Genomic DNA, 15,387 nt, shown 5'->3' with positions numbered 1-15,387 from the left:
CGGCATGAGCGGACAAGAGCTTCCGGGCGAACCGCCCTCGCTGGCAGCGATCGAACACCATGCCCTTGGCGTGATCGATCGGCTGCCTCCTGCCTTTCGCGCGCATCTGGGCGATGTGGTGTTGCTGGTCGAGGAGGAGGCGGATGAGGAGACGCTCGCCAGCCTCGGGCTGGAGCATCCGCTGGAGCTGACCGGTGTGTACCATGGGCGGCCGGTCGGCGAGAAATCGGCGTTCGACAGCGGCGCGGCGCCCGATCGCATCCACCTCTACCGCCAGGCGATCCTGGCGGAATGGTGCGAGACGGGCGTGCGGCTCGACGATCTGGTGGCGCATGTCACGATCCATGAGATCGGACATCATTTCGGCCTCAGCGACGATGACATGCACGCGCTCGAGGACGCGGTGAGCGATTGAGCGCGTCGCTGGCGCTGGAGGATGTCGCCTGTCGCCGCGGCGGGCGGCTGTTGTTCGCGGGCGTATCGCTGAGCCTTGCGGCAGGCGGCGCGGCGCTGGTGACGGGGGCTAATGGCTGTGGCAAATCCAGCCTGCTGCGGCTCGCCGCCGGCCTGCTCCCGCCCTTTGCCGGATCGGTTGCGGCTGGCGGTCGGCTGGCGCTGCTCGGCGAGGCGAGCGCGCTCGATCCCGAGCGCCGGCTGAGCGAGGCGCTGTTGCTGTGGGCGCGGCTCGATGCCTTGCCAGCGCCTGGCGAGCGGGTCGCGCAGGCGCTGGCGATGGTGGCACTTGATGACCTGGCGGACATTCCGGTGCGGATGCTGTCGACCGGCCAGCGACGGCGCGCGGCGCTGGCGCGAGTGATCGCCACGCAGGCACCGATCTGGCTGCTCGATGAGCCCGCTACCGGCCTCGACACAAGATCGATCGCGCTGCTCGAAACCGCGATGGCACTCCATCGGGCGGGCGGCGGGATCGTGGTGGTCGCGACTCACCAGCCGCTCGACCTTGCCCATGCCGCCATGCTCGACCTCGCCGCACATTGCGAGATGGCGGCATGATCGCGCTGGTGTTGCGCGAGGCGCGGCGGGGCTATGCCGGCGGCGGGGCGGCGATGACGGTGGGTTTCTTCCTGCTGGTCGCGATCCTTTTCCCCTTCGCGATCGGGCCGGACGCTGCATTGCTGTCGCGCATCGGCGGCGGGGTGATCTGGGCGGCGGCGCTGCTGGCGGCGCTGCTGCCGGTCGACCGCCTGATCGCGCCCGATCTGGAGGCCGGCATATTCGATCAGCTCGCGGTGCGCGGCCAGTCGCTGGCCGCGGCAGCGGCGGCGAAGATGCTGGGGCATTGGCTCGCCTTTGCGCCGCCGGTGATGGTCGCCGCGCTGATCGTCGCCGGGCTGATGGGCGTGGACGGGGCGACGTTGTTGCTGGTCGAGGCGGGGCTGGTGATCGGCACGCCGGGGCTGGCGGCGCTGGCCGTGGCGACGGGTGCGCTGACGGCGGGGCTGCGCGGCGCGGGGGCGATCGCCGGGCTGGTGCTGCTGCCGCTCGCTATCCCGCTGCTGATCTTTGGCGCGGGGGCGATCGACGGCGGGGCGGGCGGGCTGAAGCTGCTCGGCGCGGTCAGCCTGCTGCTAGTTGCCGGTGCGCCCTTCGTGGCGGCCGCGGCGATCCGCATCGGGATGGAATAAGCGCGCTGCCGCTCAGCGCAGCGGCTTGCCGCTGTTCTTCCACCGGTCGAGGATCTGCGATTCGGGCGCGGGCGCCGGCGCCGCCTCAGGCTTCAGCGGCGTGCCGCTGTCGCGAAAGGCGGGCTGCACCTGCGTTGCCGGGATCGCCGCCGGTGTGAGCGGGGCCACCGCCACCGGATGGTTGAGCGCGATCACCGGCGTCGCGAGCCTGGGGGCAGGGCCCAGCGCCGGCTCGGACCCGGCATAACGCTGGTGAAAGGCCGCGGCGGTGCCCCAGAACCCCTTCCAGCGGTGAAAGAAATGCGCGCCGACCACGTCGGTCATCACCAGCGTCCGGTTCCACGCCGGGGTCACGGCATAGGTGTGGTAATGCGTCGCCAGGCCAACCGGCGCATAGACATAGCCGCCGAGCGCCGCCGCCGCGACCCGCGCCGCGCGCGCCCAGCCGGACCGCACCGGCACGCGCGTCGTTGCGCCGTCGCAGGCGAAGCTGAACTGGCAGCCGCCCTGGCCCCGCTCGACGCCCTGATAGACGACGCCGCACACGCTGGCCGGGAAGGCGGGGTGACGCACCCGGTTCAGCACCACCTGCGCGACGGCGCGCAGCCCGTCATCCGGCTCCGACACCGCCTCGTAATAAAGCGCGGCGGTGAGGCATTCGGTGGCGCGCGCGCGGTCAAGCGCGCTGGCGCTGCGCAGGCTGAACGGCGCGGCGGGGGTGACCCCGGTGGCAGCCGTGGAGGCGGGCATCAGGCGGCCGGCGGGTTCGGCGGGAAGCGGCGCCGTGCCGGTCGTCCCGCTGCCGGGGGAGGACTGTGCGGGGCTGCCAGCGGTGCGTGTCTGGGGCGGTGTGCCACCCCCCAGCGCGAACGCCCCCGACCAGGCGAGTGCCGCCGCCATCAGTGCTGCCAGGACCAGCGTGATCGGCACGGCGATCACCGCCGCCTCTCGCCACAGGCGCCATGGATCGGGTGCGCGCCGACGGCGCAGCGCCGCGCGCTCGCTCGGGTGCAGCGCGACGGTCATGATCAGTCTTGTCCGGTCCGATGGGGGAACGCCATGCGCGGGCTGTACCGGATCAGGTGGTCGTGCGCGCCTGCTGATTCAGTGCGCGGTCGGGGTCAGTGTCCGATGATCGAACACTTATTGGTTAACGCGGCTGGGTGCGGCGTTCCCCGGCGGCTTGGCCATGCAGTGGCGCGGGGACCGGTAGCGCTGCGGTGCGCGGCGCAGTGACTGCCGGGCTGGAAGCATGCTGGCGCGCCGGGTCGATCATCTGGGCCAGAGCGGCGGTGGAAAGGGCGATCAGCGTGACACTGACGGTCGCGGCAAGACGCATGAACGATGATCTCGCGGGGGAGGGGGAGACAAAGGGCGGAAGCCCCAAACGACTGGGGCCCGGCAGGGTTGCTGCCGGGCCCCGTCCGTAATGCGCCAAGTGGCGATTAGCCGCGCGGCGGCACCGTGGGTTGGGTGGTCGCCGGATCAGCGGTCGGGCTGGTCGTCGTGCCCGTCGGATCATTCGGATCCATCGTCGACTGCGTGGTCGATGGCGACGTCGGCGTTCGGGTCGACGGCGTCGTCGTGCTGTCTTCGGTCATTGTCGTGCCGGTGGTGTCACCCTGCGTGGTCGTGCTGCCCGGCGCCGACTGCGGCGCGGTGGGGGCGGTCTGCGCCATGGCGACCGTGGGGACGACAAGCGCAGCAGCGGCAACGAGGCCAAAATACTTCATGTCATACTCTCCTGCTGTTCTTAAGTGCTGAGAGTAGAATGCACGGGATCACGGAAAGTTCTTCGAGTCGTCGCAGGATTCGGCTCAATTCATCCCGGAGGCGCCGAATAATGGCGTTCGGCGACCATTGTCGGTGCTGGAAACTAAACTCAGATACCGGCGCCTGTTTGTCCCCGATGCATCAGGAACTGGTCGGCGAGGACCAGTGCCACCATCGCCTCCATCACCGGTACGCCGCGAATGCCGACGCATGGATCATGGCGGCCACGGGTGGCGATCTGCGCCGCTTCGCCGGCGCGGTTGATCGTATCCATGGGGGTGAGGATCGAACTGGTCGGCTTGAACGCGGCGCGCACCCGGATCGGTTGGCCGGTAGCGATCCCGCCGGCGATGCCGCCCGCATGGTTGGCCAGGAACAGAGGCGCGCCCTCGCCGGGACGCATCGGATCGGCGTTTTCCTCGCCCGAGAGCGCGGCGGCAGCGAAGCCGTCGCCGATTTCCACGCCTTTTACCGCATTGATCGACATGATCGCGGCGGCAAGCTCACTGTCGAGCTTGGCATAAAGTGGCGCGCCCCAGCCGGCGGGAACGCCGGTTGCCTCGCACGCCACCACCGCACCGAGCGAGGAGCCCGCCTTGCGCGCGGCATCGACCTTCTGCTCCCAGCGTGCGGCGGCGGCGGCATCGGGGCAGAAGAAGGGGTTAGCGTCGATCTGCGCATCATCGAATGCGGCGGGGTCGATCGCATCGCCGCCGATCGCTTCCACCCAGGCGCGGATCCGAACGCCGGGGATCACCGCGCGCGCCACTGCGCCCGCCGCCACCCGTGCCGCCGTCTCGCGGGCCGAGGACCGCCCACCGCCGCGATAATCGCGAAAGCCGTATTTGGCGTCATAGGCGTAATCGGCGTGGCCCGGACGATAGGCGAGCGCCACCTCCGAATAATCCTTCGACCGCTGGTCGACATTCTCGATCATCAGGCTGATCGGGGTGCCGGTGGTGCGGCCCTCGAACACGCCCGACAGGATACGGACCTGATCGGGCTCGCGCCGCTGGGTGGTGAAGCGCGAGGTGCCGGGGCGCCGCTTGTCGAGCCACGGCTGGATATCGCTTTCACTGAGCGCGATCCCCGGCGGGCAGCCGTCGACCACCGCGCCCAGCGCCGGCCCGTGCGATTCGCCCCAGGTGGTGAAGCGGAACATCCGGCCAAAGGTGTTGAAGCTCATTGCGCCCCCAGTCGCGCAAAGGCGGGGGCATGGTGCGCCGCCTCGCGCACGCCGCACGGCGTCAGCCCGCCCTGCAGCGGCAGCGCCATGAAATTGTCCCCTGCGTAAGGGGAATCGAAATTGCGCGCGACCGCGGCGTCATAGCCGAAGCGGTTGTAGAAGGCGGGATCGCCCAGCACGAAGCTCAACACCACGCCCGCGCTTTCCAGCTGTTCGTGTGCTGCCTGGACCAGCGCCTCCGCCACCCCTTGCCGGCGGTAGGCGGGCGCAACGGCGAGCGGGGCGAGGGCAACGGCGGGCACCTGCTTGCCCGCGACCGTCACGTCCATCCGGCTGAATACGATCGCGCCGGCGAGCGCGTCGGCATCCTCGTCATGCGCGATCAGCGTCAGCACCATGTCGCCCGCGATGCACAGGTCACGCACCAGATCGGCCTCCTCCGGATAGGGGAAGCTGGTGCGCAGCAGTGCATCGATCGCGGCGACATCGCCGCCGGCGGCCGGGCGGATCGCGATGGTCACGGCGTTACGACAGCGCGATGTCGGGCGCGTCCTCGGCCTTCATGCCGATCACATTATAGCCGGCGTCGACATGGTGGATCTCGCCCGTCACGCCGCTCGCCAGATCGGACAGTAGGTAGAGGCCGGCGCCGCCGACGTCGTCGATTGTGACGTTGCGACGCATCGGGGAATTCAGCTCGTTCCACTTCAGGATGTAGCGGAAATCGCCGATCCCGCTGGCCGCCAGCGTCTTGATCGGGCCGGCGCTGATCGCGTTGACGCGGATGTTCTCCGGCCCGAGATCGGTGGCGAGATATTTCACGCTCGTTTCCAGCGCCGCCTTGGCCACGCCCATCACGTTATAATGGGGGACGACCTTTTCCGCGCCATAATAGCTCAGCGTCAGCAGGCTGCCGCCCTCGGGCATCATCGCGCGTGCACGCTTCGCCACCGCGACGAAGCTGTAGGCGGAGATGTTCATGGTCATCAGGAAGTTTTCGAGGCTGGTGTCGACATATTTGCCGCGCAGCTCGTTCTTGTCCGAGAAGCCGATCGCGTGGACGACGAAATCGATCGTCGGCCAATCCTGCGCCAGTTCATCGAACGCCGCGTCGAGCGCCGCCATGTCGGACACGTCGCAATTGATCAGCCGGCTGAAGCCGAGCTGCTCGGCGAGCGGGCGCACCCGCTTCGCCAGCGATTCCCCCTGGTAGGAAAAGGCAAGGTCCGCGCCTGCCTGCGCCAGCTTCTGCGCAATCCCCCAGGCAAGCGACTTGTCATTGGCCAGGCCCATGATGAGCCCACGCTTGCCCGCCATCAATCCATTCACGTCGTTGCCCTTGCTTCCGAACCCGGGGGGACCCCCTCTAGCCCGTTCTCCGGTGGTTCCGCCAGCGCCGCGTTGAGATGCGCGCCGAACACGAGACCAAGACCGATCAGATAGAAGAACAGCAGCATGACTACCACCCCCGCCAGGCTGCCGTAGGTCAGGTCATAACCGCCAAGGTTGGACAAGACCAAGGGCAGGCCCGCCGTCATGCCCACCCACCAGGCGGTGGTGAACAGCGCGCCGGGCCACACGCGGTTGCCCGAATAGCGATATTTGGACGGCGTCACGAAGTAGAACAGCATCCACAAGGCGCCGAACATCACGACCCCCGGGATCGCGCGGCTGAGCCCGACCCAGCGGGCAATGTCCTGCGCGAAGGGCAGCAGATTGTAGATGAACTGTTCCGTCGCGGTCAGGATGCCCTGCACCAGGAAGGAGATCAGCGCGAGCAGTACGGATACGACGATGCCGAAGGTGAGGCCAAGGCGCGACCGCCACAGCGACTGCGAACTGCGCGTGCCATAGGCGCGGCGGAAGATCTCGCGGATCGCCTCGACGAAGCTGCCCACCGTCCACAGGCCGATCAGCGCGCCCAGCCACAGCAAGGCGCCGGTGCGCGCCGCCAGCACATCGGCTATCGGCTTGCGCAGGATGCTCGCGACGTCTGGCGGCAGGACATGGAGGAAGGATTCCACCGCCTGCCGCGTGCCCTGATCCTGCCCCAGCGCGCCGAGCACGGCGGCGGCGACGATGAAGAACGGGAACACCGTCATCAGCGCCAGATAGGCAAGGTTGCCAGCGTGGATGAACCCGTCATTGTAGACGCCCACGCAGGCGCGCTTCACCACTTCATAGGCGTAGCTGCCGGGCCGGACCTTGGCGAGCTGATGGTCGAGCTTGGTGCGGGCGGCGCCGTGATGCTTGCGATCTTCCGGCGTCAGTGATCCCGCTTCCTCGCTCAACCTATCGCCCCCGTTGCTGTACGACCCGATCCTGTAGGAAAGGTCAGACGCCCATGTCGGCGCGCGGGTTCCCGCCGCCGGACCAGCCCTCGACGAAGCTCGCGAGCGCGGCATCGTCGGCCGGAATCTGGATCATCAGCGTGACGAGCTGATCGCCGCGCGTCCCGTCCTTGCGGTGGAAGCCCTTGCCCTTCAGCCGCAGCGTGCGGCCCGAGGACGATCCCTTGGGCACGGTCAGCATCACCGGCTTCTGCACCGTCGGCACCTTGACCGGGCCGCCGTTCACCGCCTCCGCCAAGGTGATCGGCAGGTCGAGGCGAACGTCGTCGCCATCGCGGGTGAAGAAGCGGTGCGGCTGGATGTCGATCGTGACGATCGCATCGCCGGCGCCGCCCGGACCCTGCTCACCCTTGCCGGACAGGCGCATCTGCGTCCCCGTCTCGACGCCGGGCGGCAGTTTCAGGTCGATCGTCTTGCCATCGGCCAGCGTGATCCGCTGCGGCTCCAGCGCGGCGGCATCGACGAAGGGGACGCGCAGCCGATAGGCGACATTCTCGCCACGCGGCGCGGCGCGCTGCCGCCGGCCGAAGCCGCTGGAAAAGCCGCCGCCAGCCCCGCCGGCGCGGCCGCCGAACAGCCCTTCGAAGATGTCGGACATGTCGACGCCCTCGGCGCCGCCGAAATCCTCGCTGCGGAAACCGCCGCCGGCGGAGCGCCCGCCGGCAAAGCCGCCGCCAAAGCCCGCCCCGAAGGGCGAGGTGGGATTGCCGTCGGCATCGATCTCGCCGCGGTCGAACCGGGCGCGCTTGTCCTTGTCGCTCAGCAGGTCATAGGCATTGGTGACCTGGCTGAAGCGTTCCGCCGCCTTGGGATTGTCCTGATTACGGTCGGGATGCAGCTCCTTTGCGAGCTTGCGATATGCTTTCTTGATCTCGGCCTCGGAGGCGCCACGCGCTACGCCGAGCGTCGAATATGGATCAGCCATTATTGCCCCGTTGGTGTGTTACCCGGCTATGTGGGGCAGCGCCCGAGCGAGTGCAATGCAGGTTATCCGTCATCCGCATCCGTGAGGGGAGGGCTTTGATGCGCGGGCGATCGAGCAGCCTGGCCGGTGGAACGTTCCGCCCGGCGGTATTTACCGCCCGCGGGGTTCCCGCGCCGTGCCGCCGCGGCTAGGGCGCGCGCCATGCAATCCGACCTACGCTCCCCTGACCTATATGCCGATGCCGGCCGGCCGTTGATCGATGTCATCCGCGAGGCGCTGCGCATGGCGGACATGCTGGGGCTGTCGACCACCAGCCTTCACCTGAACGCCGCGCTGGTGACGCTGGACGGCGAGGGCGTGCCGCCGATGGCGAAACAGGTCTGCGCACGCTGCTGATCGTGCCGCCGCCGGCCTGTCGATGGTCAGCGTGCGTTCAGCAAGCCGGGCGCAGCCTTCCCGCATGAAGATGTTTGCACCCGCCCTTCTCGCCGCGGCCGTGCTGGCCGCTCCCGCCACCGCAGCCCCGCGCGACACGCCGGAGGTGCAATTGCAAAAGGCGCTCGCCGGGCGCGTCGCTGGGGAGCCGGTGCGCTGCATCAGCACCACCGCGATCACGTCGACCCAGATCATCGACAAGAAAGCGATCATCTACCGCGTCGGCAGCACCCTGTATGTCAACGAGCCGCAGACCGGCGCTGACCAGCTCAACGATTTCGACGCGCTGCTGAACCGCTGGGCCGGCCCGCAATTGTGCCGGACCGATTCGCTCCAGCTGCTCGATCGTACGTCGCGCATCCCGCGCGGCTTCGTCGTGCTCGGCGATTTCGTGCCCTACAAGAAGGCGCCTGCCGCGGCGAAATGAGCCGCCGGTTGCCAGCCGCGCGGCACATGACGATAGCGCGCGGATGACCGACGCACCCGACGATCACGCCCGCCACAATGAACGGATGCGCCGCATGAAGGTGGCGCGCGAAAAGATGCAGGCGCGCCGCACGCTCGAGCGCGGGCTGCTGATCGTCCACACCGGCAACGGCAAGGGGAAGTCCTCCGCCGCCTTCGGCATGGCGATCCGCTCGATCGGCTGGGGGATGCGCGTGGCGATCCTGCAGTTCGTGAAGGGCACGTGGGAAACCGGCGAGCGCCATTTCTTCACCGACCACCCGTCCGACCTCGTCAGCTTCGAAAGCATGGGGGAGGGGTTCACCTGGGACACGCAGGATCGTGCGCGCGACATCGCCGCGGCGCGCCGCGGCTGGGAGCGGGCGAAGGAACTGATCCTCGATTCCGAGATCGACTTCGTGATCCTCGACGAACTCAACATCGTGCTTGCCGACGATACGCTGCCGTCGGCGGAGGTGCTGGCGTTCCTGAAGGAGCGGCCGCTGACCAAGCATATCTGCATCACCGGGCGCGGCGCGCGGGCAGAGCTGGTCGAGATCGCCGACCTCGTCACCGAGTTCGGCGAGGTGAAGCATCCCTTCAACGCCGGCTTCAACGCGCAAAAGGGCGTCGAATATTGACGCGCCCCGGCCGCTGATCCTAGGGGCGCGCCCGCGAACGGTTCCCGGAGACGGGATGAAAAGGGAAGTCGGGAAGGGCCAACGGCCTGATCCCGCGCTGCCCCCGCAACTGTGATCGGCGAGTGTCGCCCATCCGCGCCACTGGAAGCTTGAGGCTTCCGGGAAGGCCGGGCGGCACGGTGAACCGAGAGCCAGGAGACCTGCCGGTCGCACGTCGATCCATCGCGCGGACGGGGTGTGCCGGGCGGACGAGGCCGAAACCCTCGAGCGAACGACAAGAGGGATCGGCTGACGGACGGCGCTGTGCAAGGCGCCGGCCGCAGCCCTTTTGTTGGGGCAAGAACAATGAAGACCATCCAATGGCTGGCGGCATCCGCCACCCTGATCGCCGCGCCCGCGCTCGCACAGGAGGGGGCGCAGGAAGCGCCGCCGCGCGGCGATATCGTGGTGACGGCCAGCGGCGTGCCGCAGGATGTCGACACCACCGGGCAGGCGGTGACGATCATCGACCGCGAGACGATCGAACAGCGGCAGACGGTGATGCTGAGCGACCTGTTGCAGACGACGCCGGGCGTGACGATGACCCGCAACGGCGGGGTTGGCACGGTCAATTACGTGCGGATCCGCGGCGCGGAGGCGGACCAGACGCTGACGCTGATCGACGGCGTTCGCGTCAACGATCCCTCATCACCGGGCGGCGCGTTCGATTTCGCCAATCTGCTCACCGCCTCGGTCGAGCGGGTCGAGGTGGTGCGCGGTCCCAATTCGGTGCCCTGGGGCAGCCAGGCGATCGGCGGTGTCGTCAACGTGATCACCCAGGCGCCGACGCAGCAGCTGCGCGCGCGCGGCAATGTCGAATATGGCGCGATGGACACATTGTTCGCCAGCGGCGGCATTTCGGGCGGCAGCGGGATCGTCTCCGGTGCGCTCACCGGCGGTTACCTGCGCACCGACGGCATTTCCGCTTATGATCGCGGCATCGAGCGGGACGGCTATCGCCAATATGGCGCCAGTGGCCGGGTGGAAGTGGCGTTCGCGCCCAACATCCGGCTCGACCTGCGTGGATATTGGGCGGACAGCCGTACCGACCTCGACGGCTTTCCCGCGCCCGCCTTCGCCTTTGCCGATACGCGCGAATATTCCACCGCGCAGGAATTGTACGGCTATGCCGGGCTGAACGCCGATTTTCTCGAGGGCCGGTTCCGCAACGTGCTGGCGTTCCAGATCGCCGATATCGACCGCGACAATTACGATCCCGATGTCGGCGCCGCGCCGCTGTTCCTGTCGCGCGGGCGCAGCGAACGCTACACCTACAAGGGCGATCTGCAGGCGACCGACCAGATCCGCGTCGTGCTCGGCGCGGAGCATGAGACGACCCGCCTTGCCGATGGCACCGACCGGTTCAGCCGCGGCACGACGAGCGTGTGGGGCGAGGTGATCCTGACGCCGGTCGCGGGACTCGCCATCACCGGGGGCGTGCGCCACGACGATGACGATGCCTTTGGCGGGCGCACCACCTTTGCCGCCAATGCCGCCTATACGCTGCCGACCGGCACGACGCTGCGCGCCAGCTATGCCGAGGGGTTCAAGGCGCCGACCTTGTACCAGCTGTATGCGCCCTTCTACGGCACGCCTACGCTCGACCCGGAAACCGCGAAGAGCTGGGACGCAGGGATCGAGCAGCGGCTGATCGACGACCGGCTGGTTGCCAGCGCGACCTATTTCAATCGCCACACGCGCAACCAGATCGATTTCGACGCGCTGACCTTTACCTACAGCAACATCGCGCGCACGCGCGCCAAGGGCGCCGAGTTCGCGCTGCTGATGCGCCCGGTCGATCGCTTCACCATCAACGCCGCCTATACCCATGTCGACAGCGAGAACCGCAGCGCCGGGCTGGTCGGCAACGATCTGGCGCGCCGGCCGGCGGACAGCGTCAGCGTGTCGGCCGATTATCGTTTCCCCTTCGGGCTGGCGCTGGGCGCGACCGTGCTGACCGTAGGCGACAGTTTCGACGATGCGGCCAACCGGGTGCGGCTCGACGGCTATACGCTGGCGAACCTGCGGGCCGAGCTGCCGCTGAACGACCGCCTGTCGATCTATGGCCGGGTCGAGAATGTGTTCGACGCCGATTACCGCGTGGTCGCCAATTACGGCACGATCGGGCGCGCGGCCTATGGCGGCCTTCGCGTGAAGCTGGACTGAGGCGTCACCGCGCCCGCCGCCGCCCCCTCGCGTTCATTTTGATCGCGACGGGGCGGGGACGGGAGCGGTAGGCTGACGATCGATGCGGCTGATCCTGCTCCTTGTGCTGTTGCTCGCCGGCTGTTCCGGCGCGGCGCCGGCGCGCGTCGGCGAGCGGGGTGGCGGGATCGTCTCGCTTAACCCGTGCGCGGACCAGTTGCTGCTCGCGCTGGTGCCGCCGCAGCGGATCGCCGCGATCAGCCATTATTCGCAGGATCCCCGCGCCACCTCGCTCCCGCTCGACGTGGCGCGCCAGTTCCGCGCCACGGCAGGCACCGCGGAGGAGGTGATCGCGCTCGCGCCCGATCTGGTGATCGCGAGCAGCTTCACGCCGCCCGCGACCCGCGCGGCGTTTGAGCGCGCGGGGCTGCGGACCCTGTACCTCGATTCCCCCACGACGATCGCCGCCAGCCGCGCGCAGATCGCCGAGGTCGCCGCCGCTGTCGGCGCAACGCGGCGGGGCGGAGCGCTCGACGCGCGAATCGCCGGCGCGCTGGCAGCGACACGTGGCGACGGGCCCGGCCCGTCCGCCTTGCTGTTCATCGGCGGCGACCTTGCCAATGGTGACGGCACGCTGCTGCACGAGATGATGGGCCACGTCGGGATGCGCGATGCCGCCGCCGATTACGGCCTGGCGATGACCGGGCGGTTGCCGGTGGAGACGATCATCGCCGATCCACCCGCGGCGATCCTGTCCCCCGACGCTGGCGGGCGCACCGCGACGATGCGTCGCCGGTTGCTCGCGGCGAGCGGCGCAGCGACCCGCGAGGCTTCCTTCCCCCGCACGCTCGTCAATTGCGGCGGGCCGACGATCCCGCCCGCGCTGGAGCGGCTGGCCGCGATCCGCCGGAGCCTTGGCGCATGAGCCGCGTGCCGCTGAACGCCGCGCTGCTGCTGCTCGTCCTCTTGCTGTTCGCCGGCTCGCTGATGGCGGGCAAGGCGTGGGTGCCGCTGGACGCCTGGTGGTCGGGCGATCCGCGCTGGATGATCATCGCCGAACTGCGGCTGCCGCGCGCGTTGCTGGCGACGGTGCTTGGCGCGGTGCTTGGCCTGTCGGGCGCGGTGCTTCAGGGATGGCTGCGCAACCCGCTCGCCGACCCCGGCGTGCTGGGCGTGTCCTCCGCCGCGGCGCTGGGCGCGGTCGCCGCGCTGGTGCTGGGGGTGGCGAGCCAATGGGGCGTGTTCGCTGCGGCAATGGCGGCGGCGATCGGGGCGATGGCGTTGCTCGCCGCGCTCACCTGGCGCGCCGAGAGCCCGGCCGCCTTCGTGCTGGCGGGATCGGTGCTGGCCAGCCTCGCTGCGGCGCTTACCGCCTTTCTCATCTCGATCGCGCCCAATCCTTATGTCGTGGCCGAGGTGCTCGACTGGCTGATGGGCGCGCTGACCGATCGCAGCTTCGCCGATCTGGCCCATGCCGCACCCTTCATGCTGGCCGGCGCGGTGTTGCTGCTCCTGACCGGGCGCAGCCTCGACGCGCTCACGCTGGGCAGCCACGCCGCGCGGTCGCTGGGGGTGGATCTCAGGCGCTTGCAGGCGCTGGTGATCGCCGGAACCGGGCTCGCGGTCGGCGCGGGCGTCGCGGTGACCGGGGTGATCGGCTTTGTCGGGCTGGTCGTGCCGCATCTGTTGCGCCCGCTGGTCGGGGCGCGGCCTTCTGCGCTGCTGGTGCCGAGCGCCTTGGGCGGCGCGGCGCTGGTGCTCGGCGCGGACACGCTCTGCCGGCTGGTGCCCGGGGCGGGCGAGGTGCGGCTGGGTGTCGCCATGGCGCTGATCGGCGCGCCTTTCTTCTTCGCCCTACTGCTGGGTGAGCGGGGGCGGTCATGGGGCTGATCTCCCGCGATCTGGCCGTCACGCTCGGGCGGCGGCGAATCCTTCACGGCGTCGACGCTGCCTTCGCGTTCGGCCGGGTGACGGTGGTGCTGGGCGCCAATGGCGCGGGCAAGAGCACGCTGCTGCGCGCCGCCGCCGCGCTGGTGCAGGTGGCGGGTGGCGCGGTCAGCATCGACGGCGTCGATGTCGCCGCGCTGTCGCCGCGCGAGCGCGCCAAGGCGATCGGCTACCTGCCGCAGGATTCGGTGGTGCATTGGAACATGCGTGTGCGCGATCTGGTCGCGCTCGGCCGCCTGCCGCACGGCGACGGCGACGCGGCGGCCGTGAAGCGGGCGCTTGCGGCCACGCACACCATCGATCTGGCCGAGCGCGCGGTGCGCAGCCTGTCGGGTGGGGAACGCGCGCGTGTATTGCTCGCGCGGGTGCTGGCCGGCGAGCCGCGCTGGCTGCTCGCCGATGAGCCGCTCGCCAGCCTCGATCCGCTGCACCAACTCGAGACGCTGGCGCTGCTGCGGGATGCGGCGACGCGCGGGATGGGCGTCGTCGTCGTGCTGCACGACCTGACCCAGGCCGCCGCGATCGCCGACGAGGTGCTGCTGCTGAAGGACGGCCGCGTGCTCGCGCATGGCGCCACCGACAGGGTGATGACGCATGCGCACCTCGCCGCGGCTTATGGGGTTGGGGTGGAGGTGCTCGCACGCGCCGACGGCCGCCGCGTGATCGTGCCTGATGAAAGGCTCTGACCACCTGGCTTGAACATATAAAGATATCTTTATATGCTGCGCTTCATGCCCAGCCACGCCAGTCTTGCGCCCGAGGGCGCCCGTGAAGCCCTGCTCCTTGCCGCGCGCGAGCGTATCCTTGTCACCGACGGGGCATTCGGCACCGAGATCCAGAACTGGAAGCTGTCCGAGGCGGATTATGCCGGTTCGCTTGGCCTTGGCCATGACCAGAAGGGCAACAACGACATCCTCGCGCTGACCAAGCCGGAGGTGCCCGAATCGATCCACCGCGCCTATTTCGAGGCGGGGGCCGATATCGCGGAAACCAACACCTTCTCGGCCAATCGCATCAGCCAGGCCGATTATGGCGCCGAGAATCTGGTGCGCGAGATCAACGTCGAAAGCGCCGCCATGGCGCGCTGTATCGCTGACGAATATGCCGCGCGTGACGGCCGCCGCCGCTTCGTCGCCGGCGCGATCGGGCCGACCAACAAGACGCTGTCGCTGTCGCCCGACGTCAACGATCCCGGCTTTCGCGAGATCGACTTCGACTATCTGAAGCAGGTCTATCGCGAACAGGCGGATGCGCTGATCGAGGGCGGGGCGGACTTCGTCCTGATCGAGACGGTGTTCGACACGCTGAACGCCAAGGCCGGCGTGATGGCCGCGCAGGAGGCGGGCGCCGCGATCGGGCGCGACGTGCCGATCATGCTGTCGATGACGCTGACCGATCTATCGGGTCGCAATCTGTCGGGCCATACGGTCGAGGCGTTCTGGCACGCCGTGCGCCATGCGAAGCCAGTGACGATCGGGCTGAATTGCTCGTTCGGCGCGCAGCAGCTTCGCCCGCATGTGAAGACGCTGAGCGAGATCTGCGACACGCTGATCATGGTCTATCCCAACGCCGGCCTGCCCAACGAACTGGGCGCCTATGACGAGGCGCCGGAGACGACCGCCGGGCTGGTCCGGGAATGGGCCGACGCGGGGCAGGTCAACGTGCTGGGCGGCTGCTGCGGTTCGACGCCGGCGCATATCAAGGCGATTGCCGACGCCGTGCGCGGTCTGGCCCCGCGGGCGATCCCGGTGCCGCCGGTGCGCACGCGGCTCGCCGGGCTCGAACCGTTCACCATGGCCGCGTAGGCGCGGCTTCCCTGTTGCCGGCCGCCCCCGCGCGGCCGTGTCGCGGGCAC

Annotated in this window: 18 protein-coding genes and 1 riboswitch; of the genes, 11 read left to right on the top strand and 7 right to left on the bottom strand. The window is 69.1% G+C overall.

The genetic code is table 11. The annotated features are described in order from the left end of the window. Positions 1–4 precede the first annotated feature (4 nt). From L8F96_RS05670 to L8F96_RS05660, 3 genes are read left to right on the top strand one after another with little or no spacing between them, the layout of a single operon-like run. Positions 5–415 carry a metallopeptidase family protein gene (locus tag L8F96_RS05670; RefSeq protein ID WP_241212646.1) on the top strand — a complete coding sequence of 137 codons (411 nt, stop codon included), beginning with the start codon at positions 5–7 and terminating at the stop codon, positions 413–415. Beyond that, positions 412–1,014 (top strand): heme ABC exporter ATP-binding protein CcmA, encoded by a 603-nt coding sequence (ccmA, locus tag L8F96_RS05665; RefSeq protein WP_296218183.1) that lies wholly within the window; start codon positions 412–414, stop codon positions 1,012–1,014. Before L8F96_RS05670 ends, ccmA begins: the two co-directional genes overlap by 4 nt. Then, on the top strand, positions 1,011–1,646 hold the full coding sequence (locus L8F96_RS05660) for a heme exporter protein CcmB (protein ID WP_334655481.1): 636 nt from the start codon (positions 1,011–1,013) through the stop codon (positions 1,644–1,646). Before ccmA ends, L8F96_RS05660 begins: the two co-directional genes overlap by 4 nt. Before the next feature lie 12 nt (positions 1,647–1,658). On the opposite strand, the gene L8F96_RS05655 is transcribed toward L8F96_RS05660, so the two are convergent. The 7 genes from L8F96_RS05655 to L8F96_RS05625 form a co-directional block, all read right to left on the bottom strand. Beyond that, positions 1,659–2,672 carry a cell wall hydrolase gene (locus L8F96_RS05655; protein ID WP_125945904.1) on the bottom strand — a complete coding sequence of 338 codons (1,014 nt, stop codon included), beginning with the start codon at positions 2,670–2,672 and terminating at the stop codon, positions 1,659–1,661. Positions 2,673–3,091: 419 nt separating this feature from the next. Further along, positions 3,092–3,379, bottom strand: coding sequence for a hypothetical protein (locus L8F96_RS05650; RefSeq protein WP_334655480.1), 288 nt, complete (start codon positions 3,377–3,379; stop codon positions 3,092–3,094). A gap of 149 nt (positions 3,380–3,528) precedes the next feature. Beyond that, positions 3,529–4,605: a chorismate synthase gene (gene aroC, locus L8F96_RS05645; protein ID WP_334655479.1), complete on the bottom strand. Its 1,077-nt coding sequence runs from the start codon at positions 4,603–4,605 to the stop codon at positions 3,529–3,531. Next, positions 4,602–5,126 (bottom strand): GNAT family N-acetyltransferase, encoded by a 525-nt coding sequence (locus L8F96_RS05640; protein WP_052742560.1) that lies wholly within the window; start codon positions 5,124–5,126, stop codon positions 4,602–4,604. The genes aroC and L8F96_RS05640 overlap by 4 nt, the downstream gene beginning before the upstream one ends. A 4-nt stretch (positions 5,127–5,130) precedes the next feature. Further along, positions 5,131–5,922, bottom strand: coding sequence for an enoyl-ACP reductase FabI (gene fabI, locus L8F96_RS05635; RefSeq protein WP_334655476.1), 792 nt, complete (start codon positions 5,920–5,922; stop codon positions 5,131–5,133). An 8-nt stretch (positions 5,923–5,930) separates the two neighbouring features. Continuing rightward, positions 5,931–6,896 carry a YihY/virulence factor BrkB family protein gene (locus tag L8F96_RS05630; protein WP_241212647.1) on the bottom strand — a complete coding sequence of 322 codons (966 nt, stop codon included), beginning with the start codon at positions 6,894–6,896 and terminating at the stop codon, positions 5,931–5,933. Between the two features lie 43 nt (positions 6,897–6,939). Then, positions 6,940–7,881 (bottom strand): DnaJ C-terminal domain-containing protein, encoded by a 942-nt coding sequence (locus L8F96_RS05625; protein WP_334655474.1) that lies wholly within the window; start codon positions 7,879–7,881, stop codon positions 6,940–6,942. 201 nt (positions 7,882–8,082) lie between these two features. Between L8F96_RS05625 and L8F96_RS05620 the strand changes: the two genes are divergently transcribed. The 8 genes from L8F96_RS05620 to L8F96_RS05585 all read left to right on the top strand — a co-directional run bounded on the left by L8F96_RS05620 (position 8,083) and on the right by L8F96_RS05585 (position 15,337). Next, complete coding sequence (locus L8F96_RS05620) at positions 8,083–8,277, top strand: hypothetical protein (RefSeq protein WP_334655472.1); 195 nt, start codon at positions 8,083–8,085, stop codon at positions 8,275–8,277. 64 nt (positions 8,278–8,341) lie between these two features. Beyond that, positions 8,342–8,743 carry a hypothetical protein gene (locus tag L8F96_RS05615; protein ID WP_334655470.1) on the top strand — a complete coding sequence of 134 codons (402 nt, stop codon included), beginning with the start codon at positions 8,342–8,344 and terminating at the stop codon, positions 8,741–8,743. 43 nt (positions 8,744–8,786) lie between these two features. Further along, positions 8,787–9,401 (top strand): cob(I)yrinic acid a,c-diamide adenosyltransferase, encoded by a 615-nt coding sequence (cobO, locus tag L8F96_RS05610; protein WP_334655468.1) that lies wholly within the window; start codon positions 8,787–8,789, stop codon positions 9,399–9,401. A gap of 21 nt (positions 9,402–9,422) precedes the next feature. Then, a riboswitch (cobalamin riboswitch) is annotated at positions 9,423–9,623 on the top strand. Positions 9,624–9,746: 123 nt separating this feature from the next. Beyond that, positions 9,747–11,606 carry a TonB-dependent receptor plug domain-containing protein gene (locus L8F96_RS05605; RefSeq protein WP_334655467.1) on the top strand — a complete coding sequence of 620 codons (1,860 nt, stop codon included), beginning with the start codon at positions 9,747–9,749 and terminating at the stop codon, positions 11,604–11,606. A gap of 82 nt (positions 11,607–11,688) precedes the next feature. Next, positions 11,689–12,510: an ABC transporter substrate-binding protein gene (locus L8F96_RS05600; RefSeq protein ID WP_334655465.1), complete on the top strand. Its 822-nt coding sequence runs from the start codon at positions 11,689–11,691 to the stop codon at positions 12,508–12,510. Further along, complete coding sequence (locus L8F96_RS05595) at positions 12,507–13,475, top strand: FecCD family ABC transporter permease (RefSeq protein WP_334655463.1); 969 nt, start codon at positions 12,507–12,509, stop codon at positions 13,473–13,475. Before L8F96_RS05600 ends, L8F96_RS05595 begins: the two co-directional genes overlap by 4 nt. Next, entirely contained in the window at positions 13,466–14,218 is a 753-nt protein-coding gene (locus L8F96_RS05590; protein ID WP_334655461.1) for an ABC transporter ATP-binding protein, read from the top strand. Before L8F96_RS05595 ends, L8F96_RS05590 begins: the two co-directional genes overlap by 10 nt. A 45-nt stretch (positions 14,219–14,263) precedes the next feature. Continuing rightward, entirely contained in the window at positions 14,264–15,337 is a 1,074-nt protein-coding gene (locus tag L8F96_RS05585) for a homocysteine S-methyltransferase family protein (protein ID WP_417158948.1), read from the top strand. Positions 15,338–15,387: the final 50 nt, after the last annotated feature.

The sequence above is a fragment of the Sphingomonas panaciterrae genome (assembly GCF_036890205.1).
GTDB classification, from domain to species: Bacteria; Pseudomonadota; Alphaproteobacteria; order Sphingomonadales; family Sphingomonadaceae; genus Sphingomonas; species Sphingomonas panaciterrae.
The sequence above is the reverse complement of the archived record's forward strand: the minus strand, read 5'-3'. Positions and strand labels throughout refer to the sequence as shown.